Origin of the sequence: Variovorax sp. 22077 (genome assembly GCF_052044195.1) — a bacterium.
Taxonomy (GTDB): domain Bacteria; phylum Pseudomonadota; class Gammaproteobacteria; order Burkholderiales; family Burkholderiaceae_C; genus Variovorax; species Variovorax atrisoli.
On the sequence record NZ_JBQEQC010000010.1, the window covers coordinates 115,625 to 141,137 of the forward strand.

The 25,513-nt window shown below is 66.0% G+C and carries 17 protein-coding genes; 5 read left to right on the top strand and 12 right to left on the bottom strand.

Features of this window, described 5'->3' with window-relative positions:
• Positions 1–162 precede the first annotated feature (162 nt).
• The 12 genes from ACTJLF_RS16340 to ACTJLF_RS16395 form a co-directional block, all read right to left on the bottom strand.
• A complete protein-coding gene (locus tag ACTJLF_RS16340) occupies positions 163–3,282 on the bottom strand; it encodes an error-prone DNA polymerase (RefSeq protein ID WP_440883481.1) in 3,120 nt (1,039 codons plus the stop codon).
• Positions 3,283–3,306: 24 nt separating this feature from the next.
• Positions 3,307–4,644, bottom strand: coding sequence for a Y-family DNA polymerase (locus ACTJLF_RS16345; protein ID WP_440883482.1), 1,338 nt, complete (start codon positions 4,642–4,644; stop codon positions 3,307–3,309).
• Positions 4,586–5,452: a translesion DNA synthesis-associated protein ImuA gene (imuA, locus tag ACTJLF_RS16350; protein ID WP_440883483.1), complete on the bottom strand. Its 867-nt coding sequence runs from the start codon at positions 5,450–5,452 to the stop codon at positions 4,586–4,588. The genes ACTJLF_RS16345 and imuA overlap by 59 nt, the downstream gene beginning before the upstream one ends.
• Positions 5,453–5,567: 115 nt before the next feature.
• The gene (locus ACTJLF_RS16355; protein ID WP_440883484.1) at positions 5,568–6,293 is read right to left on the bottom strand and encodes a DUF4336 domain-containing protein; all 726 of its coding nucleotides are present in this window, start codon (positions 6,291–6,293) and stop codon (positions 5,568–5,570) included.
• Positions 6,294–6,786: 493 nt separating this feature from the next.
• Positions 6,787–8,037: a hypothetical protein gene (locus tag ACTJLF_RS16360; RefSeq protein ID WP_440883485.1), complete on the bottom strand. Its 1,251-nt coding sequence runs from the start codon at positions 8,035–8,037 to the stop codon at positions 6,787–6,789.
• 2 nt (positions 8,038–8,039) lie between these two features.
• Positions 8,040–11,732 carry an SbcC/MukB-like Walker B domain-containing protein gene (locus tag ACTJLF_RS16365; RefSeq protein WP_440883486.1) on the bottom strand — a complete coding sequence of 1,231 codons (3,693 nt, stop codon included), beginning with the start codon at positions 11,730–11,732 and terminating at the stop codon, positions 8,040–8,042.
• The gene (locus ACTJLF_RS16370; RefSeq protein ID WP_440883487.1) at positions 11,729–12,418 is read right to left on the bottom strand and encodes a DUF4194 domain-containing protein; all 690 of its coding nucleotides are present in this window, start codon (positions 12,416–12,418) and stop codon (positions 11,729–11,731) included. The genes ACTJLF_RS16365 and ACTJLF_RS16370 overlap by 4 nt, the downstream gene beginning before the upstream one ends.
• 7 nt (positions 12,419–12,425) lie before the next feature.
• Positions 12,426–13,877 carry a Wadjet anti-phage system protein JetA family protein gene (locus ACTJLF_RS16375; protein WP_440883488.1) on the bottom strand — a complete coding sequence of 484 codons (1,452 nt, stop codon included), beginning with the start codon at positions 13,875–13,877 and terminating at the stop codon, positions 12,426–12,428.
• A gap of 17 nt (positions 13,878–13,894) precedes the next feature.
• Positions 13,895–14,818 (bottom strand): HNH endonuclease, encoded by a 924-nt coding sequence (locus ACTJLF_RS16380; RefSeq protein WP_440883489.1) that lies wholly within the window; start codon positions 14,816–14,818, stop codon positions 13,895–13,897.
• Between the two features lie 196 nt (positions 14,819–15,014).
• Positions 15,015–16,034: a hypothetical protein gene (locus ACTJLF_RS16385; protein ID WP_440883490.1), complete on the bottom strand. Its 1,020-nt coding sequence runs from the start codon at positions 16,032–16,034 to the stop codon at positions 15,015–15,017.
• Positions 16,024–17,691, bottom strand: a complete 1,668-nt coding sequence (locus ACTJLF_RS16390) for an N-6 DNA methylase (RefSeq protein WP_440883491.1) — start codon at positions 17,689–17,691, stop codon at positions 16,024–16,026. The genes ACTJLF_RS16385 and ACTJLF_RS16390 overlap by 11 nt, the downstream gene beginning before the upstream one ends.
• A gap of 218 nt (positions 17,692–17,909) precedes the next feature.
• Positions 17,910–18,158: a hypothetical protein gene (locus ACTJLF_RS16395; protein WP_440883492.1), complete on the bottom strand. Its 249-nt coding sequence runs from the start codon at positions 18,156–18,158 to the stop codon at positions 17,910–17,912.
• 217 nt (positions 18,159–18,375) lie between these two features.
• Between ACTJLF_RS16395 and ACTJLF_RS16400 the strand changes: the two genes are divergently transcribed.
• The 5 genes from ACTJLF_RS16400 to brxC all read left to right on the top strand — a co-directional run bounded on the left by ACTJLF_RS16400 (position 18,376) and on the right by brxC (position 25,457).
• The gene (locus ACTJLF_RS16400; RefSeq protein WP_440883555.1) at positions 18,376–20,196 is read left to right on the top strand and encodes a 3'-5' exonuclease; all 1,821 of its coding nucleotides are present in this window, start codon (positions 18,376–18,378) and stop codon (positions 20,194–20,196) included.
• A gap of 201 nt (positions 20,197–20,397) precedes the next feature.
• Entirely contained in the window at positions 20,398–20,607 is a 210-nt protein-coding gene (locus tag ACTJLF_RS16405; protein WP_440883493.1) for a hypothetical protein, read from the top strand.
• Entirely contained in the window at positions 20,604–21,404 is an 801-nt protein-coding gene (locus ACTJLF_RS16410) for a hypothetical protein (protein WP_440883494.1), read from the top strand. Before ACTJLF_RS16405 ends, ACTJLF_RS16410 begins: the two co-directional genes overlap by 4 nt.
• Positions 21,394–21,957 (top strand): BREX protein BrxB domain-containing protein, encoded by a 564-nt coding sequence (locus ACTJLF_RS16415; RefSeq protein WP_440883495.1) that lies wholly within the window; start codon positions 21,394–21,396, stop codon positions 21,955–21,957. Before ACTJLF_RS16410 ends, ACTJLF_RS16415 begins: the two co-directional genes overlap by 11 nt.
• Before the next feature lie 38 nt (positions 21,958–21,995).
• Positions 21,996–25,457, top strand: a complete 3,462-nt coding sequence (gene brxC, locus ACTJLF_RS16420) for a BREX system P-loop protein BrxC (protein WP_440883496.1) — start codon at positions 21,996–21,998, stop codon at positions 25,455–25,457.
• Positions 25,458–25,513 lie beyond the last annotated feature (56 nt).

Sequence of the window (25,513 nt, forward strand, 5' to 3'; positions counted from 1 at the left end):
GTGCTCGCGGTTTCAAGCGTTGGTCTGTTTGTCTGCTGACTGGAGTGCCCCCCTGCGGCGGGACTGCTGATTTCCATGCGATCCTGACCCCCAGGGGGTGCGGATGGAAACCTGGACTGGGTTTGGACCGCAAATCCAGCTTCTTTCGGCACCACCGATTGATCATCGGAAATCCCTGCTGCTCGTCGATCCCGCCAGTCGCCCCAACAATGGCGTGAGATCCTCGAGCCTCGATGCGATCAGGTTCTTCACGATGCCTTCGCGCTGCCAGGTGCCGTGCACGACCATGAGCCGCGCTCCCAGCAGCTCTTGCCGCTGCACCTCCCGCAGGCTCTTCCACACGATCACCTGCACGACGCCGGTCTCGTCCTCCAACGACACGAAGATCGTGCCCTTCGCGGTTTCCGGCTGCTGGCGCAGTGTCACGATCCCGCAGTGACTGACCTGCTCGCCGTTCTCGATCTCCTCCAGGTCCTGCGCTGTCATCAGTCCGCGCAGCGTGAGCCGCTCGCGCAGCAAAGCCATCGGGTGGCGGCGCAACGTCAGTCCGGTCGATGCATAGTCGAACACGATCTCCTCGCCTTCCGGCGCTTCGTCGAGTGCCAGGAAGTCTTCGTTGACAGGGGCTTCGCGCAGCAGTCCCGGCGCCGCACGCAATCCTGCCGCGTCCCAGACCTGCTGGCGCCGGTGACCCGACAGACTCATCAACGCATCGGCTGCCGCCAGCAGCTTCATCTCGTGCAGTTCGAGCGCAGCGCGCAGCGCCAGGTCCTCAGCGCCGTCGAAGACACGCAGTGCACGCGCCTCGACGATCCGATCCGCCGACGCCGACTTCAGCCCGCCGATCATGCGCAATCCCAGGCGCACCGCGGGTTGGTGGTCCAGGTCTTCCAGCGTGCAGTCGACGTCGCTGTACATCACGTCCACGGGCCGCACGTCGACGCCATGCCGCCGCGCGTCCTGCACGAGCTGTGACGGCGAATAGAACCCCAGTGGCTGCGAATTGAGCATGGCCGCCAGGAATTCCGCCGGGTGGTGGCACTTGATCCAGCAGCTCGCGTAGACCAGCAAGGCGAAGGACGCCGCATGGCTCTCGGGGAATCCGTACTCGCTGAAGCCCTTGATCTGCTCGAAGATCGCCTTGGCGAAGCTTTCCTCGTAGCCACGCGCCGTCATGCCATCGACGATGCGCGAGTGATAGTGCTCCAGGCCGCCCTTTCGCCTCCAGGCCGCCATCGAACGCCGCAGCCCGTCGGCCTCGCCGGGCGTGAAGCCCGCGGCCAGGATCGAGATCTGCATCACCTGCTCCTGGAACACCGGCACGCCCAGCGTGCGTCCCAGCGCCTCCTTCAGCGCTTCGCTCGGGTAGGCCACCGGCTCCTTGCCCTGGCGCCGGTTCAGGTATGGATGCACCATGCCGCCCTGGATCGGACCGGGCCGCACGATGGCCACCTCGATGACCAGATCGTAGAAGCAGCGCGGCTTCAGACGCGGCAGCATGCTCATCTGCGCACGGCTCTCGATCTGGAAGACGCCGACCGTGTCGGCCTTGCAGATCATGTCGTAGGTGGTGCTGTCCTCGGCGGGGATATCCTGCATGCCGAAAACGCAGCCCCTGCGCAGGCCGATGAAGTCCAGCGCCTTGCGGATGGCCGTGAGCATCCCCAGTGCCAGGCAGTCCACCTTCAGGAGGCCCAACGCGTCGAGATCGTCCTTGTCCCATTCGATCACCGTGCGCTCGGGCATCGACGCATTCTCGATCGGCACCATGCGACACAGCGGCCCCTTGGTCAACACGAAGCCGCCCGTGTGCTGGCTCAGGTGGCGAGGAAAGCCGATCAGCTGACCCGACAGATGCATGAGCTGCTGGACCTGCAGCGAGTCCATCGACAAGCCGACCTCCTGCAGCCGCTCCGGCCGAACCTCGCGCCCGTCCCACCACTGATGCCCTTTGGCGATCGCATCGACCGTCTCCAGTGACATGCCCAGTGCCTTGCCCACGTCCCGGATCGCGCTCTTGGGCCGGTAGCTGATCACCACCCCGGTGATGGCGGCGCGATCCCGCCCGTACTTCGCGTAGAGATACTGGAGCACCTCCTCGCGCCGTTCGTGCTCGAAATCGATGTCGATGTCCGGTGGCTCGTTGCGTTCCTTGGAGATGAAACGCTCGAACAGCACGCTCATGCGCGCGGGGTCGACCTCGGTGACGCCCGTGCAGTAGCAGACCACGCTGTTCGCCGCACTGCCGCGGCCCTGGCAGAGGATATGCCGAGAGCGCGCGAACATCACGATGTCGGCGACGGTCAGGAAGTAGTGCTCGTACCTGAGCTCGGCGATCAGCGCGAGTTCATGCTCGATTTGCGTCTGAACCTTGGCCGGAATGCCGTCAGGCCATCGTCGCCCCGCTCCTTCGTAGGTGATGCGTCGCAGGTAGCCGGCCGGCGTCTCGCCCTCGGGCACGACTTCGTCGGGGTACTGGTAGCGCAGCTCCTCGAGGCTGAAGCGGCAGCGCGCCGCGACCTTGAGGGTCTGCGCGAGCAGGTCGGGCGCGTAGGTCTGTGCAAGCCGAAGCCGGGTGCGCAGATGGCGCTCCGCGTTGGGCTGCAGGTCGAGGCCGCATTCGGTCAGCGGCTTGCCCAGTCGCGTGGCCGTCATCACGTCCTGCAGCGGTTTGCGTGAGCGCACATGGAAGTGCACGTCGCCGGCGGCGACCAGCGGGATCCCGGTCTCCTTGCTGGCTTCGCTCAGCCGGTGCAGCCACATCTCGTCGTCGAGCAGGCGCAGCTTCTCCACCGCGAACCAGCAACGGCCCCTGAACTCGCGGTACAGCCAGCGGCCGAGCCATTCGAGCTGCGCAGGTGTGGCCCCGCGTTTCGCAGACGCCAGCACGACACAGCCCTCCAGTTCGGCGCCGCCGATCTCTCCGAGCGGCAGCCGGTACGTTCCCTTTTCGGAGACGCGCCGCAGCTTGGTGATGAACTCGGACAGGTTGCCATAGCCTTCGAGGTGGCAGGCCAGCACGGTCAGCGTAAACGCTGGAGCGTTTGCCTCTGAGGCGTCGGCATCGACCTGGAACTGGCTGCCGATCAGGAGCTTCAACTGGTGTTCCTTGGCGGCGACGTGTGCGCGCACGACGCCGGCCAAGCTGCACTCATCGGTGATCGCCAGTGCGGTGTAGCCCAGCTGCTTCGCGCGCTCGACCAGCTCTTCTGGCTGGCTCGCCCCGCGCAGGAAGCTGAAGTTGCTCACGCAGCGCAGCTCGGCGTAGTCGGGCAGCCCCATCAGGTCGGATCCCTCTGCCGCCGCTCAAGCAAAGGTGCCGTGCAGGAACCAGGCGGTCTCTTCCTCAGCCAGGCGCATCTGGAAGATCCACAGCACGCCCGCGTGCTCACTGACGGCGACCCAGTAGTCACGGGCGATCTGGCGCGTCGTCTCCCGCTGGCTGTCATCCACCTTGGTCGTGCGATCCCACCAGCCGCCCTCGACACGGTGCGGACCCACGAGGAGCTGCAGCACGCCCTGGTACAGCGGCCGGTTGTTCTCGGTCGCCAGCCGCAGCGGTTTCGGCAGGATGAAGGTGGGCTGCGGCACGTCGACCGCGCGAGACTTCGCACGCGGTGCCGGCTCCGGTGCGGGGCGCCAGCGGCACATCCATTCCATGCGGTGGTCTTCGAGGATGACGGGACGCAGCACGCGGTCCGGACCGAGGCGCGCGGCGATGCGCTCCAGCACGAGCGCCAGGCTCTCGCCGGACTGCCGGGCCTCAGGCAGCATCGAGAAGCTCTTCTCCTCCAGCGCCTGCACCTCGGTGGCCAGCAACTCCAGGTCGCCCACGGGGGCGAGCAGCTCGACCTTGCCGAGGTGCTCGGCCAGCAGCCGGATCAAATGCTCCGTGTCGCGCGTGGCCTGGGCCGTGCGCACCGTCAGTTCACCACCGTCGCCGGCGGACTTCGCGCGCATCGCGTCGTGGCACCAACGCAGCGTGAAGGCGGTGACGCCCGAGCGCCGCGCCATCAGCCAGCCGGCCATCTGCAGCATCAGGCGTCGAGCGCCGAAGAGCAGGGCCGGTGCATGTTCGACGCGCGCCATGAGCTCTAGCCTGGCATGGAACGTTTCCGGCAGCTGGGCCCACGGGTAGGTCTCCGGGCGCAGACCGTAGGCCTGGTCCAGGGTGGCGAGCAGTTGCGCGTCGAAGCGGCGGCTCAGACCACCTCGGGGCAGCGCGCGGACTTGGCCCAGGGTCCGACAGCCCAGGCGGGCCAACGTGGCCTGGTGAGCGGCGACCGGGGTCAGGGTTTCCAGTGGCAGGGCATCGAGCAGCTGGGCGAGCGGCTTGGCGAAGCCGTTCGACAGGCCCGATCGTGCGAGGGCCAGTGCGGCCAGGCTGGTCGGGGCCCAGCCCAGCTGCCGCACCCCGAGGCTCGCGCAGTCGTCGCGCACCCGCTCCACCAGGCGGCGCTTGCCGCCGAAGAGCCGCACGCTCTGCTCCAGCTCCATCACGACAGCGGGGCATGCCAGCAACGCCTCGAGGACGGCCACGCGTGGCGTGAACTGCAGGCACCACGTCGCCAGTCCGTCGAGCGCGTCAGTGCGCGGCTGCGGATCGTCCGGAAGGCGGTCGGGGAGAAGGGCTGCCCATAGCATGGGAAAACTCTGGGGAAATGTCCTGCGCGAGACCCTGGCGCTTTCGCGCGGCGATCAGTCGACTGGGGTGGCGAAGGCGCGGGGTTAGGATGGCCTCCAGCCCTCCGGGCACCGAGGGCAAGGTCAGCCCACCCGCGTGTGGCGGTCCCTTGCGCTTGAGCAGGTGGATGTGCAGCTCCCAGTCAACGCCCAGGCGCACCTGCAGGCGCAGCGGCGCGGCCGAGGCCTCGTGCTCGGCGGCCGCAGGCCGGCAGAGAATCACCGGGGCGTCACAGCGCTGTGCGCACACCTGCAGCCGCCGGATCTGTTCCTGGCGCGCCTGCGGCAACCAGCTCACGAGCATGCCGGCGGCGTTGGCCTTGATGAGCTGTTCGGTCGCCCAGAGACGCTCGACGGGCCTGTCGGCCTGGATCCAGACCAGATGCCGCTCGTCAAGGCCCAGATGCTTCAGGCCTGGCAGGTGCGGCGGCTTCGGCGACCCGACGATCACGATCTGCTTGCCCTGTCCCACCAGCGTGCGCATCGCGGGGGCGAGCAGTCGCCATTCGAGCACCGAGGCCTGGACCTGCAGGACTTCCGTCAGCGACTGGCACGGCCAGCCGTTGCCCGGAAGTTCCGCGTCCAACGCATCGAAGCCGGTGCTGATGGTCGTGGTGACCGACGTGCCGAGAGCGTCGCCGCGCCAGATGGCCGACTCGACGGCGTGCGGAAGCGGGATGGGCCTGAGCGCCGCACCGGTTGTCCGGGAGGAGGGCGCAGGGGCCCCTGGCATGTTGTCGCCATCGGCCCATGACAGGGAGATGGCCATTCGCGGCTCCGATTACTGTATGGACATACAGTATCCAGGAAGCCTCAACGGTTGAGCAAGAAGGTTTACAAATTTTCTCGGCCATTGCCCTGGCAGGCGGGCGGGGCCAACGGGCTCAGCCCGCCACGTCGGCAGCGATACGCGTCAGCGTCTCGCGCGGTGCGGCTGTGATCACATCCCCGTGGCTCACGACAATGCGCGTGAGCTGAGGCTCCTGCGCCCACGCGCGCAAGGCGGCGGCGGTGGCCGCCGGGTCCTTGACGAACAGCTTCTCGCCGAGCCAGGGCATCTGCGGCTCCTTGACCCCGAAGCCCAACAGGCGCGCCATCACCTGCGCGCCCAGCCCGTTGGGATGCTGCACGTTGGCGATGATGTCGTTGACCACGAGCGTGGTGCCGCCGGCGCGGCGCACCCACAGCGCAGCTTCCTTGTCCTCCATGCCCGGCACGGCCTGGAAATCGACCGTCGGGTCATCGAACACGTTGGTGGTGGCATCCACCGGCACGGCCTGGCTGACGGCCTCCTGTGCGCCGGGCGCGCACACCACGCGCGCGGCCGGGTAGCGCCGCTTCCAGGGGCGCAAGTCCAGCCTGTGCGCCACGCCGGGCACGACCAGGAAAGCCACGTCGCCCAGGGCCTCCAACTGCGCCATTGCAGCGTCGCGCATCGGGATGGCACTCCATACCAGCAGGCGTGCGCCTTCCAGCACCACCACCGTCATGCGCCGCGGGAAATGGCCCAGCGGCATCGAGATCTCCCCGGCCACCGTCCAGACCCCGTCCCCGAGGTGCTCCAAGGGGCCGTGCGCATCGACCTTCCATTCGTCGTGAAGTCGGGACATCGCAAACCTCCAGATTGAATGCGCACGCACCATCGCGCGGGCAGCGAACGCACGATGCCAGCCGTCGTCGCGAATGTTTGCAGGACGCTGCCGATCTCGTCCAGCGGTGGACCCGAGGGTGGCTCCATCACGTGCCGCTCTCGCACGCCCCGGCATCGGCCTGCCTTCCCGGCGGCAAAGGTGGCCCTCAGCCCGGCAGCGACCCGAGCCAGCAAAAGCAGTGCTTCGGCGGGCATCGGTTGTTGATAATTCTGGATATCGTCGACGTGGGCCATCATCACCCCCCCGGTGGCTCAGTTCTGCTTCGGCGTGGGCAGCCAGATCGCTTCGGCCAGTTGCTCGAACGCATTCGCGACAGCGCCCTTGCATTTGCGCTCGCCGTGACGCGAGAGTTAGCCATCCAGGAATGCGCTGGCTGCACAGTCTGAGGCCGTTTCGACAGGCGGGCCCTGTACTTGCGTGGCGGTGAACACCGCGGCGCAGCAAGGGCTGATCATCGGGCCAGCCCATCGACGTGGTCGAGATCGACAGCCTCTTGATCGATGAAGCGCCCATGGCTGCGCAGCAGTGGAAGCAACGCATCGTCTGCATAGGCGCAGCCTGTGCGCCCTGGATCCGTTTGTTGAGCCTTTGCAGCCAACTCTGGCAGGTGTCCTGCACCGGCTGCCAGCAAGCTTGCCAACTGCATGTAGCCTGGACGCCAGGCGCTGGCGTCAGGAAACACTTCGCGCAGGCTGGCAAGGATCTGCATGCCCGCGTGATCCAGGTCCCCGAAAAAGTACACAGGCGGTACCGGCACGCCACTGCGCTCGTCCACCAGCGGCTCGAACAGCCAGCTTTCGATGGCTGGCAATGACGCGGCGGACGCCGGAGTGCGCAAGTACAGGCGGCAACCGGCGCGGGAGCGCAACCTGCGGGCGCTGCCTCGGAAACCCGCTGCATAGACCAGCAGGCTGCCCATCCATGCGGAGGTACGTACATCGGCCATGTGCTCGAACGTGACCAGATTCTCAACGAACAGCACGTCATTGAAGGCGCTGGCCCTGCCATCATGAGTGGCTGAAGACGGCGGTGCCAACAACAACTGGATGGGCGCCTCGGTGAACTGGCCCGGCACGCAGCCTAGGAGCCTCAGCAGTTCCTCGCGATGGTCCAGCAATTTGGATCGACCCTGGAAGGCGCGCGCGGAGGCTTCGCGCACGGCGATCGGTCGACCCGATCTGCACAATGCCGTCAAGGTCGAGAGGCTACGGGTGGCCTCTTCCAGCGGGAGTCCCTCCATCGGGACCAGTGGGCTGCGGGCCAGGTGGTCAAGCACGGCTGCCGGATCGACGGGTGCTTCCTCCGGATGCGCGGCCCAGTGCGCCGCCAGGTGCGTCCGCCATTGCTGTCGCCAGCGCTGGGCTTGCGGGGTGTAACCGGCCCAGGCCGCCAGGGCGTCGAAATCGCACAGTTCCAACCGGGGCTTACGGTCGCTGAAGCTGGCGAATGCCCGAGGTGCCTCGAGCAGCAAGGCCACCCAGCCCGTGGCGCACAGGTCATCGAGCTGCATGCGCAGCAACTGGATCTCGTCGGCATCCACGGCATCGTGCAGCTCGGGGGCGGCCTTGCGATCCAGCGGCAGGCGCACCGGTCCCTGCGCTGTGCTGCGCTCGGCCTTGGCAAGCAGCAGCCGGGCCAAGTGCAGCAGGAATGGATGCCGCGACGGCACGGCGGATATCGATCGCGATGCAGGCGTGTCCATGATCAAGGCGGCGGACTGCCATCGGCCGGCGGGCGTTGGGTTCGCATTGCCTGTTGCTCTGTCTGCCATTGGGCGCGTGCGGCCTCGCGGGCCTGCTCGGCGTGTGCGCTCCACAGCCGGGCCAGGGCCGGGCGGTTGAGCGTCTTCTCCTGCGCTTCGCTGATGAACAGCTCCTGGAAGCCTTGCCCGCTCGGCCTGCGTGCCATCACCTTCGAGAACGTGAACTCCTTGTCGAATTCAGGCTTGACCGCGCCCGACTTGGAGGTGGGCATTGCCACGACAAGCTGCAGTCCGAGCGTCTGCGACAGGAACTGCAGCACGTTGCGCGAGCGCGTTTCGTCCATTTTGGAGAAGGCCTCATCGCTGAGCATCAGCCGCAGCGCCGGCGCTTCGCGACGGTCGCGGCCGAAATGCCCGAGCGCATGGGCCAGGACGGCCGAGCGCACGACATAGAACGGCGTTTCCAGCTCGCCCCCAGATCCTGTACCCCAGGTGGACAGCCGGGTCGTGCCCACCGGGCTGGTACGCAGGATGTCGTAGCGTCGGTAGTTGCGGTAGTCGGCAAGTTCGCGCAGCGCACGTTCGCTGGCACCTTGGTCGTTGGCCAGCAGCAGGCGGTGGATCTCTTCTGCGGTGGCACGTTGTTCGTCGGTGAGCCGGGGCGAAGTGAAGATGGAGCCGCGATCATGCTCCAGCCCTTCGACCGCACCTTCCACAGCCTCGAAGAACTCCTGCACCTTCTGCATGCGTGGTACCCAGTCCCATTCCAGCCTGAAGGTGTCGCTACCGAAGCGGATGTCCTGTAGATGGCGGTTGAGTCGCTGCAGCGTCAGTGCGCCCTGTTTGACGTCGTCGCGCACCTTGAAACAGAAGCTGCTCGTGAAGACATGGTTGAACTGGCCTTCTGCATCGCGCAGCGCGCGTGCGTTATCCGCCAGGCCAATGGCGCGTTGGCGCTGTGCCTGTTCGGCAATAGCGGCGCGGGTGTGCTCGACCAGGGGAAGCAGCTCTTGCATGCGGTCTACGCTGCGCGGCGGGTCGGTCCAGGCGAAGCGCTCGCTGTCGTCACGCGCCCCGGACAGGTAGGCGCCTACGGCCTGGGCCAGTTCGCGCAAGGTGCGGGGCAAGCCTTCACGCAGGCTCTGTATGCGATGGCGCAGCGCGTCCAGACTGGTCTGCGGCTCGGCCGACAGCGCCAGGGACTCGTCCAGCAGCTGGGTCTCGGTGGCCAGGGTAGGCACGGCGCCCGCAAAACGCGACGCCCAGACCGTGGCGTTGGTGCAGGCGATGTCGAGATCGGGCAGGCGCTCGATCAGGGCCTTCTCGCGGCGGCGCAGTTCCGCGAGCTCCTTGTCCGTGGCGCCGACCTGCTTCAGCTCGTCGTCGCGCTGTCCGGTGACGCTGCCTATACGAGCCTTCAGATCCTTCTGCTCGGCCAGCAACGCGTCGATGGCCGAGAGGTCCAGCGTCTTGAGCGCCTGCTCGGCGTAGGCATGCTGGGCCTGGCTCTCCAGCACTGCGAGTACCAGCGGTGCCAGTGGCGTGAACACCGGGCCGTTGAACATGCGGGTGATCGCCAGCAGCGACTGGCGCAAGGCTTCCAGGGCACGAGTCTCAGACACCAGCCGCTTCAATTCATCCTCGCACCACTGCCGGCGCCTGTGGCGCGCGGCTTCGCCGAAGGCCAGTTCGCTGTCGGGTGCGCGACAGGCGAACATGCCGTAGCCCCGGCTGCCGAGGCCTTCCTCCATCAGGCCCTGCGGGGTGCGCGCCAGCTCCTCCTCGCTATCCACCTTGCGTACGCGGCCGTACTGCGCCATCAGGAAGGCTTGGGCCACCGGGTGCCGGCAGACCAGTTCATGCATCACGGCACGGGCTTCCAGCTGGCGGCCCTCGGTGTCTTCCATCGCCTTGCGGCCTTGCACGACCTTGGGCGAGCGCACGCGGTAGTGCTGCTTGACCAGCCGAGCACACCGCGCTTCCATCCCGGCCTCGACGATGATGGCGAAGCGATCACCACCCATATAGCCTTCGATGGCGCTCTGCCAGCGTGTGCCGGGACGGGGCTCCACCAGTTGCGCCAGCAGGTGGGGACGGGCCGAGGGAATCTCGCGCTCGATCAGTGCCACCGCGTCATGTGCATCCTTCGGGCCCTGGGTTCGGCCGGATTGCAGGCGGCGAAGTTCTGCGTCGCGCTGCTCGGTGTCGTCTTTCAACTGGTTCAGCCGCACGCCTACGTCGGTCAAGGCTTGCAGTACCGCTCCTTGCACCGAGCCCTCGCCGTCATGGATACCCTGGCGCAAGGTGGTCAACTGCGCGTCGAAAGCCTCCAGCTCGAAGGCGGGCAACTCCGCATCGAGCACGCCATCGCGTGCGTAGGCCTGCGCCATTGCGGGCCACGGCTTGAGAACTTGCGCCGCTGGAGGGCGCAGAGCCTGCACTGCAGCAGCCAGAGCCGGCACAGCAGACAGGTCCAGCGCCAGCAGTTGTTCGAGCTGCGCGGCCATCCCGCCGATGCCGTGCGCGGCCTCCTGGACCCGGCTCCAGTGCAGGCGGAACTGGTCAGCTTGCAGGCGGATCTGGTTCTCTAATGCATGCTTTTCGCGTGCAACGTCGCTATCGTCCAGCCGCTTGTCCACTCCCCGCAGTTGTTCGCGCAATTGAGCTTCCTGCGCTTCGAGGGAGGCGAGCTTCTCTTGCAGCTGCGTCTGCTTCCTGTCCTGCACGGCGATCTGGCGCTGCACCGATGCCAATTCATCCTGTGCTTCGCTGCGCGTGCGCAGTGCATGGGCGATGGTGGTGGTGACAAAGCGCCGCGCCTCGCCCAGCACCTGGTCCGCGCTGGCCTGGGCGGTGTCCAGCCGCTCCAGATTCAGCGCCAGGCGCTCGGCTTCCAGTTTCAGGCTGGCGATGGCGCGCATGAGCTCGCGCATCTTGTCGAGGTCTTTGCTGAAGTCGTGCGGCTCCAGGATCTCGTCGCGCACCAGGTCGTTGACGTTGCCCAATTCCTTGTAGGCCATGGCCTTGACGAGCGACTTGGCCGCCCGCGTGGCGTCGTGCTCGCCCACCGCCGTCTTGCCCATCAGCGCGCCGTACAGATGCTGCAGGTAACCGCCCTTGTCGGGGAAGCGTTGCACCACCGTGGCAGCCTTGTCGGCATTGGCGTGCAGGCGGTGCTGGAGCTGTACGTACAGCTCCTTGAGAGGCAGGGGCGATGCGGTGGTCACTTCGCCAGCTCGACGTGCCAGATGGTCCAGCGAAAGGACTCGGCGCACGATGAAGAACTGCGGCGCGCCCTGCAGAACGGCGCGCCGGCCATCCTCGAAGGCCTCGACGCCCACCAGCGCGGTGAAGGGCTCGGCCTGCTCGCCCGACTGCTCGGAGGCTTCGAACACAATGCCGGCGTAGCTGGTCGAGCGGGTGCGCAGGAACACGCCGTCCGCCTGTTGTCCCAGGGCATAAGCCGCCAACGTGCGCGGCTCCTTGCCGCCACGGCGGCTCTGCGTGGATTCGTCCTGGCCGATGTTGAACTGCACCACATGCTGGTGCGCAGCCGTCAGCACGGTCTGGATGGCGTCGAGCAGCGTGGACTTGCCCGACCCCGATTCTCCCGTCAGCAGCACGGCGTCGGCGAAGGGCCATTCACGATCCTCCAGCGAGCCCCAGTGCCAGGTGAGCAGCTTGGAGATCTTCACGATTCGACCCCGCTCGATGGTTCGACGGCGGGCGCAGGCGTAGTCTGGCGTCCCACCATTCGCAAGGCCTCGTCCAGGGCCTCGTCGCTGACGAAGCTCATCACCGGCCGCAGCACGGCCAAGCCCATCTGCATGTCGCCGGCGTCATCGCCTTCGACGAAATGCAGCACGCGATGCTTGCGCAGCTCGCGCAACAGGCTCATCCGTTCGCTGGCCGCATTGGGCAGCTTGTGCGCCAGAAGCGAGACCACCGCCTGTGACAGTTCCTCCAGGCTGATGGCCAGGCGTTCGTCCACCAGTGGACGGCGTCCGGTTAGCGCCTCTGTGTAGAGAAAGCGCAGGGCGATCACGGCTGCCACGAAATCACGCGACAGGCGGGCGCGCAGACGGCGCACACCGTCTTCCTCGTCCTCGCCACCGCCTTCGCCAGGGGGGTACAGCCGCAGCAGGAGAGCATCGCTGTCGTGGACCAGCACGAAGCCGATGCACGCGAACCATTCGCGCAGCAGTTGCTCGCACTGGATGGCATCGTCGTACAGCGCGGCTTCGGGCCGGGAATGCTCTCGCCACACCACACCGCTGGCAAGCAGTCGCCCCGCCAGTTCGGCAAAGCGTGCGGGCTTTATGTCGGCGGTACCTTCGGTTGCCAACCGTTGTTCAACGTATTGAGCCAAGGATTGCAGCATGGTGTGTTCAGTGCTCCCTGCGGGCCTGGCCGGATGTCACGTCCATCCCTTCCATCGGTTCGACGCGCAGCTCGTAGTCATCTGCCAGGAAGTAGGGCGTGCTGACCTGGCCCGACGTCTTTCGAGCCTGTAATAGGCGTCTCCCCTCGGTCGAACGCGCGGCGCCCACGGCGTGCAGCAGGCGGACCGCGTCCTCTGCGGTGTCCACCGGCAGGGCCGTCAGCGTGATCGGTCCACCCTGCAGGTGGGGTAACAGGCCTTGCAGCACCTGTTGATCGCTGAAGGCGAATGCCTCGGCTTCGGCTCGGCGCAGCAGCGCATTCAGGCGGCTGGCCTCGTCCACGACCAGCGGAGCCTGCGCCACGCTCTCCGATTCGCGGTCACGCACCGTCCAGCGCAGCACGCCGCCTGGCAGGCGGATCTCGGTGGTGGCCAGGCGGCGGGTCAGGGTGTCGAGCAGCCTTTCGCGGGCGGACTCCGGCTGCTCCTTCAGCCAGGCCATGGTGCGGCCCAGGGGGGATTCGGCACCATAGTCCAGGGACAGCGCTTGTCGCAGCAGGCTGGTGAAGCGGCGCACGTAGTTGCTCATCTCCGAGCGCAGCATCGGCAGCTTCAGGCCGCAGGCGGCCTCTACCATGCTCTCGATGCGGTCCGCGAGCCATAGCATGGGGCTACGGCCCTGTGTTGTCTGCTCCAGCCAGGGCGCGCGCTGCAGCAGGTGGGCGTCCACCAAGGTGCGTTGCTCATCGTCGAGTGCGCGCACATCTTCCAATGCCTCGTTGATATGACCGCGATGGCGTTCGGCCGAGTCGGCAACCAGGCGCACGGCGTATTCGCGTGCAAATCGCTTCTCGATGAAATCATTGAACTCGTTCCAGGCCACCTTCTGCGCCAAGGCCTCGCGCGTCAGGCTCTGGATCAGGTGACGGAAGTATTCGATGTCGTCCTGCAGATCCTGCACCACGCGGCTGGCGAACTCGTGTGCATCCAGCAGCTCATCGACGTCTCGGGTGGCAATGAAGGCCGCCAGCGCCTTTCGGGCCGAGCGCATGTTGCGCTGGCGGGTCTTGGCGCGGGAATCATCAAGATTGGCAAAGGTCTCGCTGAAGGCTTTGCCCGCGCGGCTGAGCTTGAGCGTGGGTTTGAGATCGATGGGGTCGCGGTAGTCCTCCAGCCAGCCATGTTCCTTGAGCTTGCGCAGCAAGTCGCTGGCGTAGGTGCGCTCTTCTTCGGCCCGCGCTGTCGCCCCGACCTCGAAGGCCAGGCAACGCAACGCGGGATCGTTCAGCGCATGCCGGATCACCTCCAGCACCAGCTCGCGTGTCAGCACCTCCGCGTAGTCGGCATTCGCACCATGGACCCGTTCGTGCAAGGCACGCAGGACGGCGGCGCACAGTTCGCGGTTGTCGTGCGTGAGAGGCCGGAAGAAGTGCTCGCGCGGTGGGCTGAAGAATGGCATGGCTTGTGTATCGACCGCTAGCCCAAAAACCGATTCTCGTTGTGCCAGCGAAGGTAGGCCTCGCCGGGCCGGTGATCCGGATGCTCTGGCAGTCGAGGCAGCGGCTGTCCGTGCAGACGGTAGTAAGCCTTGCCGTTGAACCACTCTTCGCGAATGCGGGGGCTGACCTCAATGCGGTGATCCGGCGTGACAGTCACCAGCCCGATGTCGAACAGCTTGTGAAAGTCAGAGCGCAACAACAGTCCGTTGGCGGGATCGTGCGGACCGCTTTCCGAATAGGGCTGGATGTGCGCCGCCTCCAGCACGGGCAAGGTGGATTCACCTGTCAGCGCGCAGCGGCGCTGGTAGGCATCGGTGACCAGCACGCGGAAAGCGCCTTGGCCGAGCCTGGGGCGCACCGGTAGGGGGGCGCCATATCGCTCCGGCCGAGCAGGCTCGCCGGCCCGTGGTGACGCGTTGAGCGGCGCCGTCAGCCTCGACTGCACGCTGGCCCAGAGTTGAGCCCCTGGTGGCTCGGCCGTATCGTAGTACCTTCCGCGGACGATGGCAGTGGCGAAGTCGATCGGGTCGGAAATCCAGCTGTCGCGCGGCCAGAAGAACGGTTGTGCAAGTACTGTGCAGCCGATCTCTGGATCCCTCACCGTGGGGTCTGTCAACAGGCCACGGACCAACTTCTCAAAACCGGCACGATGCGCAGCGCCGTTCTTTGGCCCAAAGGCCTCCCAGGCGATGGACAGTGGCAGCGATGTGGACTTCACGAAATAGCCGCCGCCGGCGATGTGGTGATAGGGGCGTTTGAGCTTGAATAGAAATGGCGTGCCCGGCTCCAGCGCCGCATAGGTGGCGGCGCCTCGCGGTTGCCAGAAGTTGACCTCATCGGGAGCCGATTGGCTCAGGAAGTTGAACCAGGCGTTGTCCGTTACCCCTGCCCAGAACCTCATACTTCGTTCCTGGTTTCGCGTTCGACGTCCCGTTGAACCGCATGCGGTGGTGTCGCAGTTGGCTTGCGTGCTCGGAGGCCGGGCAACGCAGCTGCATGGATTCTGTCAGGCCGAGCAACTCACCATCTTTGGTGGAGATCGCTGGTGAGAATAGCATCCAACCAGCCTCGTCAGCCAAGAGGAGGGGGACCGGGCCCTATCGCAACGCAGGCGAAGCGCGCCGCGTTCGTGCTTCCTTGTGCATGTTGACCGGGGTGGCGCCGAGGACCCGCGTGACCATCGCCGCGAGGAAGCGGGCAGGCGCCAACTCTTGCGGGATCTGCTCGGTGAGGATCTTCACCTTGGGCAGTTGCGCGATGTCCTGGTCGACGATGGCATCGAGGGCGGGGGCTGGCGCGTTTTCCTCCTCGACCTCGCGCCCAGGTTCCGGCAGGGCCGTCACGGCAGGCTCCTCGCCGGTCTCGGGGATCGCTTCGTCGTGGCCGTATTCCATCAGGACGAGGCAGGTGGCATGGTAGGCGTCGTCCTCGCGACCGAGCTTGGCGAGCAGGTCGAACAGCCACTCGGCGGTCGCCGGTTCCTTCTGGAGAATGTCGGAGCGCAGGCCGAAGACGAAGCCCAGCGCAGCGAGGGGGTGCCGCAGCCGCAGGTTCTTCGCGTCGCCATAGGATTCCTCGATGCGGTTGGGCGCATTCTTGCCATAGGAAGAGTCCATGCGCTTGGTCGAGATCAGCAGTTCCGGACCCGTCACCCAGTCCGACATCACGACATCCACCTGCTTGAGGTAGTTCTTGCCGAGGATGATCCCGCTGGAGGAGGTCGCGCCGGTGATCGCACCGTCCCTCTCGATACGCTCCCTGACGGCCTGGCGGGTCGTGGCAGGCAATGCCTTCAGCAGGTTGGCAATGGGCGCCGGCAGGATGCGCGGGTGAACCGGCCGCGGCCACACCTGGTCGGTGTTGAAGCCCGCGCGTCGCAACTCGTAGCTGAGCCAGACGTCCAGCGCCAGCGCCGGCACGCCGGACTGCGTCCCGGCCTTCAGGTAAAGGGGAACGCCCAGCAGCTGGGCCAGGGTGCCGAAATCGGGCTCGAAGCGCAACTGTCCGTCCGCGCTTCGGATCCAGGGATTGCTGTGGACGTTGTCGGGGGCAGCGCGTGCAACGATCCGATCAAAGATGACCCAGGCTTTGGCCTTGGCGCTCGGTTCAGTGGCCACTGGCCCCCCTCAAGGTTCGACGACGCGCGAATTCTGCCCGTGCCTGCCGGATATGGGCGAGCTGTTTGGTCGACAGGTCACCGAGGTCCGCCAGGAGCGCCTGATCCACAAGCGCGACCGCGTCGAGCAGCCGGCCATCCGCGAGCAGGCTGGCGACTTGCTGCTTGATGCTGCGGAGTGCATCTGCCCGCGCCAAGATCAACCCCGGCGACGGCATGGCCCAGACATCGGCTTCCTTCGGCTCGATCTTCAGGATGCCGCCCCCATAGGCGCGCCCCACCATCTCCGCATGCAGCAGCGTGACCGAATTCAGGCTGGCCAGCGGCAGGAGCTCGCAGCCGAGTTCCCGGTGCTTGGCGTCGAAGTAGACGCCGTGCACCGAATTGAGGTGTCGGGCCTTCGCATCATTGGCCGTGAGCCTGGGCGTGTCTGCGTTCATGCAGGTCAGCAGCAGGTCCGCCGCAGGGACCAGCGGCACCTGGTACCAGGTCTTGCGCACGCGGCATTTGTAGGCGGTATCGACACCGGTGCGATGGCCGTCGGCGATGTACGCGGCGGCCGCGGCCGAAGGCGGGTTGCCCGGATAGAAGAGAAGGGTGGCCTGTCCGTCTCGCCCCAGCTTCGCGAGCATGTCCTCGGAAAGCGAGAGGCCTCGCAGGTGCGAGCTCCCGGGGGGCGAGAGGCGCAGCAGTTCCTTGCTGCGCAGGCCGAGCTCCTTGGCGCGCTGGGGCGAGAGCGTGAAGTACCTGTTGTTGCCCGTGACGATGCCCAGGGTGGTGTCCCCCCATGTCTCCAGGTGGGTGAAATGGCCTTCTTTCAGCAGCTGGTGCAGCGGCTCGACGGCCTCGGGGTCGGCGAGGCTGGCCGTCCACTTGGCAGCCGGGTCCGTGGGTGTCCAGGTCTGTCCGACGCCCAGCGAGGCGAGCTCTGCCGCGTTCCTCGCTTGCCGGATGGTGGCATGGTGGGCCGGGCCCTCCTGGTACCCATCGGCCAGCAGCAGCACGACATCCGCCTCGGCTTCGGGAAACACCTGTTCGGCAAAAAGCACGAGCTGTACCTCGCGAAAGCGCTCGAAGAGAAAGCGGCGCACGGGCGCCGCGTAGTTCACCGAGAGCAGCTCGGCCGGGAGCACCAGCCCGAGGCGCCCGCCTTTCCCCAGGAAGAGGGCGGAGTGGATGGTGAAAGCGGCCCAGCTGGAGGCGAGGCCGGTGAGCGACACACCGCCGCGGAGTGCCGCTTCGCGCGAGCGCGCGCGGGACTCGCCCGAGAAATCCTGGTAGCGGATGTACGGTGGGTTGCCGATGACCGTGTCGTAGACCGGCTCGGGCTCGATCGCGAAGAAGTCGCTGTGCCTCACGTTGGCCTTGCCACCCGCTTCAAGCACACGCTGGCGGGCGACCTTCGCACTGTGGGCATGGATCTCGACACCGTCCACGACGGGTGGCGCGTCGGAGTCCGGTGCGAGTTCGCGAAGGCGAGCCACGGCCGCCACGAGGAAGGCGGCGTCACCGGCCGACGGCTCCATCACGAGGTCGTCGGCCCTTCGTATGGCCCAGTGGGCGATGAACCGGGTGATCTCGTCGGGGGTGAAGAACGCCCCTCGCTCCTTGCGCAGGGCAGGGGTGTCGTCGGGATGGATGGAGTGCGCGAGAGTCACCGGAGGCATTCTATTTTGGAGAGGGCGTGTACCCGACTGGCATGTCTGTCAGGTCGCGGCTTGGGGGCTTGGAGGTGGATCGGCGGCGAATGCGGTCATGAGGCCCGACCATGGTTCGTCCGATCAGATCCCATCCGGTGGCAGTTCACACCATGCAGGCGCATGCATGCCATAGCGTCCGTGCGCCGCGGAGGGCGCGCGGGACCGCGGGCGACGGGCTAACGCGTCTTGTTCGACTGAGACACCACGCTGCCGGCAAGCGTCTTGGTCACCTTCGACGCGTGAGGGTTGTCCAGTGCGCGCGAGGCTCGGTCTTCCGTCGGGGTACCGGTCTGCGCGGGGCGGCCGCTTTGCCGCAGCGCCGAACCGGCAAGTGAGCGCTGGATGCCGCTGGCCGAAGCGCTTCCGAGTGTCCTGCCCGCGACGGAAGCGACGGCTGGGGATGTTTGCTTGGTGTTCTTGGACATGCCTGTTCCTTTTCCTCCACGCAGACGGGATCGCAGGGCGCGGTGGAGGCTGGCGCCTGGATACTGCAATTTTATACATAACTGTGTATTTGAACAGTCCTCGGATCTCAGGGCTTCCCACATCGGTTGATAGACACTGCAATTGACCGTATCCGCTTGTTACTGTAGGTTGCGTTTCACCTCTTTGTTCGAGCCGTCCGAAGCGATGGCACCTTCCATGGCTGTCCTGATTCCTGCGTTGAGCACCTGCGTCTCCCGGATGACCTCGGGCGAGCGGCGCCTGGCGGAACGCCTGCAGCAGAAGCTCGATGAAGACTACCTGCTGTGGTACGACGTCCCGATCGGCCCCAGGCAGTGCCACCCCGACTTCGTGGTGCTGCATCCCAGCCGGGGTCTGCTGATCCTGGAGACCAAGGACTGGCGCCTGGACACCATCCAGCAGGCCAGTCGCGGCGACTGGTCGATCGCGCCCGACGGTGTTCCAAAGAATGTTCCCAACCCGATCGAGCAAGCCCGCCATCAGGCGCTGCAGGTCGTCGACGCGCTCAAGCGCGACCCTCAGCTGATTCAGCACGAGGGCAAGTGGAAAGGCATGCTCACCTTTCCATGGAGCTACGGCGTCGTCTTCACCCGGATCACGCGAAAGCAGTTCGAGGCTGCGGGGCTCGGCGGTGCGATCGAACCCCACCGCGTGGTCTGCTCCGACGAGATGCTGGAGGACGTCGAGCCGGAGGCACTACAGAGCCGGCTCTGGGACATGTTCCCGGTGCTGATGCGCGGCACGCTGTCGCTGCCGCAGATCGACCGGGTGCGGTGGAACCTGTTTCCCGAGGTGCGGGTGCCGCAGCAGGGAGCGCTTTTCGACGATGCCGACGAGCAGGCGACGATTCCCGACCTCCTGCGCGTGATGGACCTGCAGCAGGAGCAGCTCGCGCGCAGCCTCGGGGACGGTCACCGGGTCATCCACGGTGTCGCGGGGTCGGGCAAGACCATGATCCTGGGATACCGCGCCGAGTACCTGGCCAAGGCCGCGGCCGATGTGCACAAGCCCGTGCTCGTGCTTTGCTACAACGAGCCGCTGGCGGTCAAGCTGCAGGCGACGATGCAGGCCAAGGGACTGGCCGAGCGCGTCCAGGTGCGGCATTTCCATAAATGGTGCCGCGACCAACTCGTGGCGTTCGGCCAGCCGCTGCCGCCCAACGACCTTCCGGTGGGCGCCAAGATGGAACAGATGGTGCACAACGTCATCGACGGCGTGGGCCGCAAGATGATTCCGTCGGGCCAGTACCTCGCGGTGCTGGTCGACGAAGGCCATGACTTCGCGCCCGAGTGGCTCAAGCTGGTCACCCAGATGGTCGACCCTGCGACCAACAGCCTGCTGTTGCTGTACGACGATGCCCAGAGCATCTACGACAAGCGCAGCGGCAAGCCTTTCAGCTTTAAGAGCGTGGGCGTGCAGGCGCAGGGCCGCACGACGATCCTGAGGATCAACTACCGCAACACGCGCCAGATCCTGCAGACGGCGAGTGCGATGGCGACCGAGCTCCTGCGGCCCCAGGAGAAGGATGACGATGGCGTCCCGCTCGTGCAACCGGTGAGCTGCGGCAGGGAAGGGCCCGAGCCGATCGTCATCGACCTGCCGACCACCCGGGCGCAGGCCGACCGGATCGCCGAACTCATGGCCAGCGCGCACAACGAAGGCCATGCCTGGGGCGACATGGCGGTGCTGTGTCGGAGCTGGGCGCTGATGGACGAATGTGCCCGGGCGCTGGAGCGTCGCCGCCTGCCGCACAAGGTGCGCAAGGGCACGCGTGATTTCGATCCGGGGGCGGACACCATCAAGGTGATGACCCTGCATGCAAGCAAGGGACTGGAGTTTCCGGTGGTTGCGGTGATGGGGGCGCGTCAGGGTGTCGTGGGACAGGATGTGGGGATCACGAAGGACGATCATGATCCTTTGGAAGAGATGCGGCTGTTCTACGTGGGTGCGACACGCGCGACTTCGCGGCTCTTGATCGCCAACGCCGTCCGGCAATGAGCAAGACCTATCTGATCATCGAGTTGGCCGTTGCTCAATGGTTGGCGCCGACACGGTGTAGGGGCGCGTGCAGTCACGCTGACGCACCGGGGCGGCTCTGAAGTAGAAGATTTCCCGGCTGGATATGGCTCTCGCTGCAGGTGACTCAGAAATGTGCAGTAAGCTAGCATTCCGATAGCGGTTTACTTACAGGAGCCATCCATGGCAACCGGCAAATCTGAGGTCGTCAGCATTCGCGTGGAGCCGCACATCAAGGCTGCTCTGCAGTCGGCCGCCGAGCGTGAAATGCGCAGCCTCGCCAACATGGTGGAAGTCATGGTGGTCGCCTACTGCCGGGCGCAGGGCCATCCGCTCGAGGGTGTACCCGACGAGACGCTACCCAATACCAACCTGCGAGGTAGCGCTGCGTGAGTGAGCGACGCCAGGCCCTCCTGACCCAACTGGGCTTCCGTTTCGGTCTGAACGGTCCGCATGCCGCGCGGACCATGATGCTGGACGACCTGCGCCTGCTGATGGCCCACACGGCAGCCGATGCCGAACGGGCGGATTACGTCTCGGCCGTGGTCGACGCCAACGTTCTTGGCAAGGCCACCCGCAAGGCGCGCGAACTCGCGCTGCGGCATCTGGCGACCCTGTACGCGCTCGACGCGGCCAACCCCATCTTCCGTGCGCTGCGGCGCCTGTGGGAGCTCAACGAGGCCGCCCAGCCGCTGCTTGCCCTCGCTGTTGCGCTGGCCCGTGACCCGCTATTGCGAGGCTCCCAGCCCTTCATCCTGTCGCTTGCTCCTGGGGCAGCCGTGCCCCGTGATGTGGTGGAGGCCCACCTGAGCGCCGCCGACCCGGACCGGTTCAGCCCCGCCTCTCTGAAGTCCTTCGCCCAGAACGTGGCAGGCACCTGGACGGCATCCGGCCACCTGCACGGTCGGGTGCGCAAGACCCGGGCCGTCGTCCAGGCACAGCCGGAATCCATCACGCTGCTGTTGTTCTTGAGCTACCTGGAGGGCCGCACCGGGCAGCGTCTGTTCTCCTCCGATTGGATGAACTTGGTCAGTGGCTCTCCGGATGAGCTAGAAGCACTTGCAAACTCGGCGTCACATCGGGGCCTGCTCGTCTTCATGAACGCCGGGGGCGTCAAGGAGGTGCGCTTTCCCGGCTACCTCGCGCCCGAAGAAGAACGAATCCGCCAGGAGGTCTCCCATGTCATCTAAGGTCGCCAAGCTGGTGTCCGCGTACCGTCAGCACCTCACCGTGCCGTGGCAGGCGGGGCTCGCGGCCATCCAGCGGGTCATCTTCGCGGTCTACGACAAGGCAGACGAGCTTCGGTTGCGCGCGAACGTCGAGGAGTTCGCCTTGGCCACCCAGCAGGCCGGCAAGCGCTGGCTGCTGCTGGACCTGACCAACGCCTTCCCCGAGTGGATGGCTGCTCAGGAGTACCGCGACGCGTACTTCGAGTCTCCGGAAGACCTGGCGGGCTACCAGGCCGGCGAGCTGACGGAATTCGTCGCCGACCTCAACGCCAAGCTCAAGACCCGCATCGAAACCGAGGCGGGCCCTGACACCGTGGTGGCGCTGCTGGGTGTCGGCACGCTGTTCGGGCTGGCGCGGGTCTCGTCTGTTGTCGAAGGCATCAAGGAGGCCGTCGACGGCCGGCTGTTGGTCTTCTTCCCTGGCGAGCACCACCCCGAGAACCACACCTACCGCCTGCTCGATGCGCGAGACGGCTGGAACTACCTGGCCGTACCGCTGCTGGCCCAGGACTGACCGAACACGACACACGAAAAACCAAAGCAAAGACCACCATGCTGAACCGGGACATCTACAACAAGGCACCGAAAGAAAACAGGCTCGTCAACAACGGCGTTGCTGAAGTCTCGGAAGACCACACCGAAGCTGCTCAAGCCATCCTGCGCTACGAGCTCGAGAGCTTCGTCTGCGACGGCCAGTACGAGAAGGGCCTGGAAACCATCCTCGACAAGTTTTTGGTCAATCTCGACGCCGGCACCGAGCAACCGGGTGTCTGGATTTCTGGCTTCTACGGCAGCGGTAAGTCGCACCTTGCAAAGATGCTGCGCACGCTGTGGACTGACTACCAGTTCACCGACGGCGCCACCGCCCGCAGTCTGGCCAAGCTGCCCACCGGCGTGTTCGAGCACCTGAAGGAGCTCAGCACCCAGGGCAAGCGACACGGCACGCTACACGCGGCCGCGGGCAAGCTCGGTGCCGGCGCCGGTGACAAGGTCCGTCTTGCGTTGCTGGGCATCGTGTTCAAGTCCAAGGGCCTGCCCGAGCAATACAACCAGGCGCAGCTCGTGCTGTGGATGAGCCGCGAAGGCCTCCTGCCCACTGTCGAGGCCGAGCTGAAGGCCGCTGGCCGCTTGCTGGCCCAAGAGCTGCCACACATGTACGTGTCCGGGCACTTGGCGAAGGCGCTGCTGAAGGCTCGTCCGGACCTGGCCCACACCGAAGCCGACGCCCGCAAGCTGCTCAAGGAGCAGTTCCCCCAGGTCACCGACGTCACCAGCGAGCAGATGACGACTGCCATCGAGGCGGCGCTCGCCGTGGATGGCAAGTTCCCGTTGACGCTGGTGGTGCTCGACGAGGTGCAGCAGTACATCGGCGCTGACGCCGAAAAGGCCTTCCAGGTGCAAGAGGTCACCGAGACCCTGTCCAAGCACTTCAACGGCAAGCTGCTGTTCGTGGGCACCGGTCAGTCAGCCCTTTCAGGGATGCCCAACCTGCAGCGCCTGATGGGTCGCTTCCCGGTGCAGGTGATGCTGGGCGATTGGGACGTCGAGAACGTCACCCGCCAAATCATCCTGGCCAAGAAGCCATCGGCGCAGCCGGAGGTGGAGCATGTTTGGCGCGCCAATCTCGGCGAAATCTCGCGTCACCTGCGCGGCACCAAGCTTGAACACGTCACCGACGACGAGGACGTGATGACGTCCGACTACCCGCTGCTGCCGGTGCGCCGCCGCTTCTGGGAACGTGTTCTTCGGACCATCGACACCACCGGCACCGTCTCCCAGCTGCGCAGCCAACTGCGCGTGGTGCATGAGGCGGTGCTGGCCACGGCGGATGCGCCGCTGGGCCATGTTGTCTCCGGCGACTTCCTGTACGACCAGATTGCCGCGAACCTGGTCTCCACGGCGCAGTTGCCCAAGGAAGTGTTCGAAAACGTCCAGCGCTTCGCGGCCGGCGACGCGCACGCCCAGCTCAAGGGCAAGCTGCTCAAACTCATCTACCTCATTAACAAGCTGCCTGCTGATGCCGCAATGGACATCGGCCTGAAGGCGACTGAAGAGGCCCTGGCCGACCTGCTGGTGACCGACCTGTCCGCCGGTTCGTCCGAACTGCGCAAGCAGTTGCCCGCGCTGTTGGACGAACTGCAGAATAAAGACCGCCTAGTTATGGCCCTGGCCGGAGGCAGCGGCACCGAGTTCCGCCTGCAGACTCGCGAGTCCAGTGCTTGGTACGACGAGTTCCGTGCGCAGGAAGCCGAGCTGAAGGCTGCCCCACAGCGGGTCGAGCAGAAGCGAGCCGACCTGCTCAAGGGCCGCTTCGGTGAAGCGCTGAAGAAGGTCCGCGTCGTCCAGGGCAAGGACAACGTTGAACGCCGTCTCACGCCCACCTACGACGACAGCCTGCCCAAGGACTACGACAAGAGCCTGTACCTGTGGATTCAGGACGGCTGGCAGACGGAAGAGAAGTCCGTAATCGCCGAAGCCAAGGCCAAGAGCGCCGACAACCCCACGCTCTTCGCCTTCCTCCCGGCTCAGCACAAGACCGAGCTGACCAACGCTATCGTGGCGCTGGAGGCGGCGCGCACCACACTGCAGAAGAAGGGCAGTCCATCCACCGAGGAAGGCCGCGATGCCCAGCGCTCGATGGAGAGCCGCCAGCGCACCGCTGAGAAGGAGGTGGCCGAGTTGCTGGAACAACTGCTGGCCGGTGTGCGCGTGTTTCAGGCCGGCGGTCAGGAAACGCAGGACGGCAACGACCTGGCTGACCGCATCAACCGCGCTGCCAAGTCCTCGGCCATCCGCCTCTACAGCCAGTTCGACGCCGCAGACCACGACCTGTGGAGCAAGGTGCTCGACGAGGCTCGCAAGGGCAACCTCGAGGCCATGAAGTTCGTCGGCCACACTCAGGAGGCGGACAAGCACCCGGTCTGCCAGAAGCTGCTGGCCTACATCGGCCCCGGCAAAAAGGGCGCCGAGATTCGCGACAACTTCGAGGCGCCTCCTTTTGGCTGGCCGCGCGACGCCATCGACGGCGCACTGTACGCCCTACTAGCCACCGGCCACATCAAGGCGACCGATGCGGCGTCGAAGGCCGTCGACGCCAAGAGTCTGGACCGCGCCAAGCTAACGCAAACGAGCTTCCAGCGCGAGAGCGTCAACATCACCCCGCCGCAGCTCATCAAGATTCGCTCTTTGTTCAGTGCCGTGGGTGTGCCTTGCCAGCCCAAGGAAGAGCTGACCAAGGTGCCCGCCCTCTTGGTCAAGCTGCGCGACCAGGCGAGCAAGGCCGGTGGTCCCGCGCCCGCCCCCGAGGCCCCGAAGCTGGGCGCGCTGGAAGCCATTGAGGCCCAGACCGGCAATGCGCAGCTGCTGGAGCTGTTCACCCGCTATGACGAACTGGTGGGCCTGTCCAAGACCTGGACCAAGACGGCCGACGACATCGCCAAACGCCTGCCCGTATGGCGAAAGCTCAATGACCTGCTGCGCCACGTCAAGGCGCTGGGGCCCTACGTCACGCTGAAGGCCGAGGTGGATGCCATCGCGGCGCAGCGCAGCCTGCTGGTCGACCCAAACCCCGTGCGCCCCTTGCTGGACAAAACAGTGGACCTGCTGCGTCAGGCGCTGAACGCCAAGCTCGACGGCTTCCAAGAGACCTTCGCGCTGCAGCAGGCCCAGCTTCAGTCTGACGCAGACTGGAAGAAGCTCAATAACGCGCAACGGGCGGACCTGTGCGCCCAGCACCACCTATCGGCACCCGGTGCGCTGCAGCTTGGCACGCCCGAGCAATTGCAGGACGCCCTGGATGACTGCGACCTGGAGCACTGGGTTTCCAAGACCCAGGCGCTGCCCAGCCGCTTTGAGGCCGCGCGCCATGCCGCCGTGCAGCTGCTGAAGCCCAACGTCGTCCACGTCACTCTGCCCAAGCGCACGCTGAACGACCAAGCCGAGCTGAAAGCCTGGCTGGCCGAAGTGGAGGCCTTGCTGGACGCCAAGCTGAAGCAAGGTCCCGTGGCGCTCTAAGCGAAAACAAGAGGAGGCCAGGTCACACCGGTACCAGTTACCCCGTTACCTGAGTT

What these genes read in the sequence shown, in the direction of transcription:
- ACTJLF_RS16340 (WP_440883481.1), bottom strand. Translation starts at nt 3,282, where the DNA reads ATGGGGCTGCCCGACTACGCCGAGCTGCGCTGCGTGAGCAACTTCAGC.
- imuA (WP_440883483.1), bottom strand. Translation starts at nt 5,452, where the DNA reads ATGGCCATCTCCCTGTCATGGGCCGATGGCGACAACATGCCAGGGGCC.
- ACTJLF_RS16370 (WP_440883487.1), bottom strand. Translation starts at nt 12,418, where the DNA reads ATGCTGCAATCCTTGGCTCAATACGTTGAACAACGGTTGGCAACCGAA.
- ACTJLF_RS16360 (WP_440883485.1), bottom strand. Translation starts at nt 8,037, where the DNA reads ATGGACACGCCTGCATCGCGATCGATATCCGCCGTGCCGTCGCGGCAT.
- ACTJLF_RS16400 (WP_440883555.1), top strand. Translation starts at nt 18,376, where the DNA reads ATGGCTGTCCTGATTCCTGCGTTGAGCACCTGCGTCTCCCGGATGACC.
- ACTJLF_RS16380 (WP_440883489.1), bottom strand. Translation starts at nt 14,818, where the DNA reads ATGAGGTTCTGGGCAGGGGTAACGGACAACGCCTGGTTCAACTTCCTG.
- ACTJLF_RS16355 (WP_440883484.1), bottom strand. Translation starts at nt 6,293, where the DNA reads ATGTCCCGACTTCACGACGAATGGAAGGTCGATGCGCACGGCCCCTTG.
- ACTJLF_RS16395 (WP_440883492.1), bottom strand. Translation starts at nt 18,158, where the DNA reads ATGTCCAAGAACACCAAGCAAACATCCCCAGCCGTCGCTTCCGTCGCG.
- ACTJLF_RS16375 (WP_440883488.1), bottom strand. Translation starts at nt 13,877, where the DNA reads ATGCCATTCTTCAGCCCACCGCGCGAGCACTTCTTCCGGCCTCTCACG.
- ACTJLF_RS16415 (WP_440883495.1), top strand. Translation starts at nt 21,394, where the DNA reads ATGTCATCTAAGGTCGCCAAGCTGGTGTCCGCGTACCGTCAGCACCTC.
- ACTJLF_RS16405 (WP_440883493.1), top strand. Translation starts at nt 20,398, where the DNA reads ATGGCAACCGGCAAATCTGAGGTCGTCAGCATTCGCGTGGAGCCGCAC.
- ACTJLF_RS16345 (WP_440883482.1), bottom strand. Translation starts at nt 4,644, where the DNA reads ATGCTATGGGCAGCCCTTCTCCCCGACCGCCTTCCGGACGATCCGCAG.
- brxC (WP_440883496.1), top strand. Translation starts at nt 21,996, where the DNA reads ATGCTGAACCGGGACATCTACAACAAGGCACCGAAAGAAAACAGGCTC.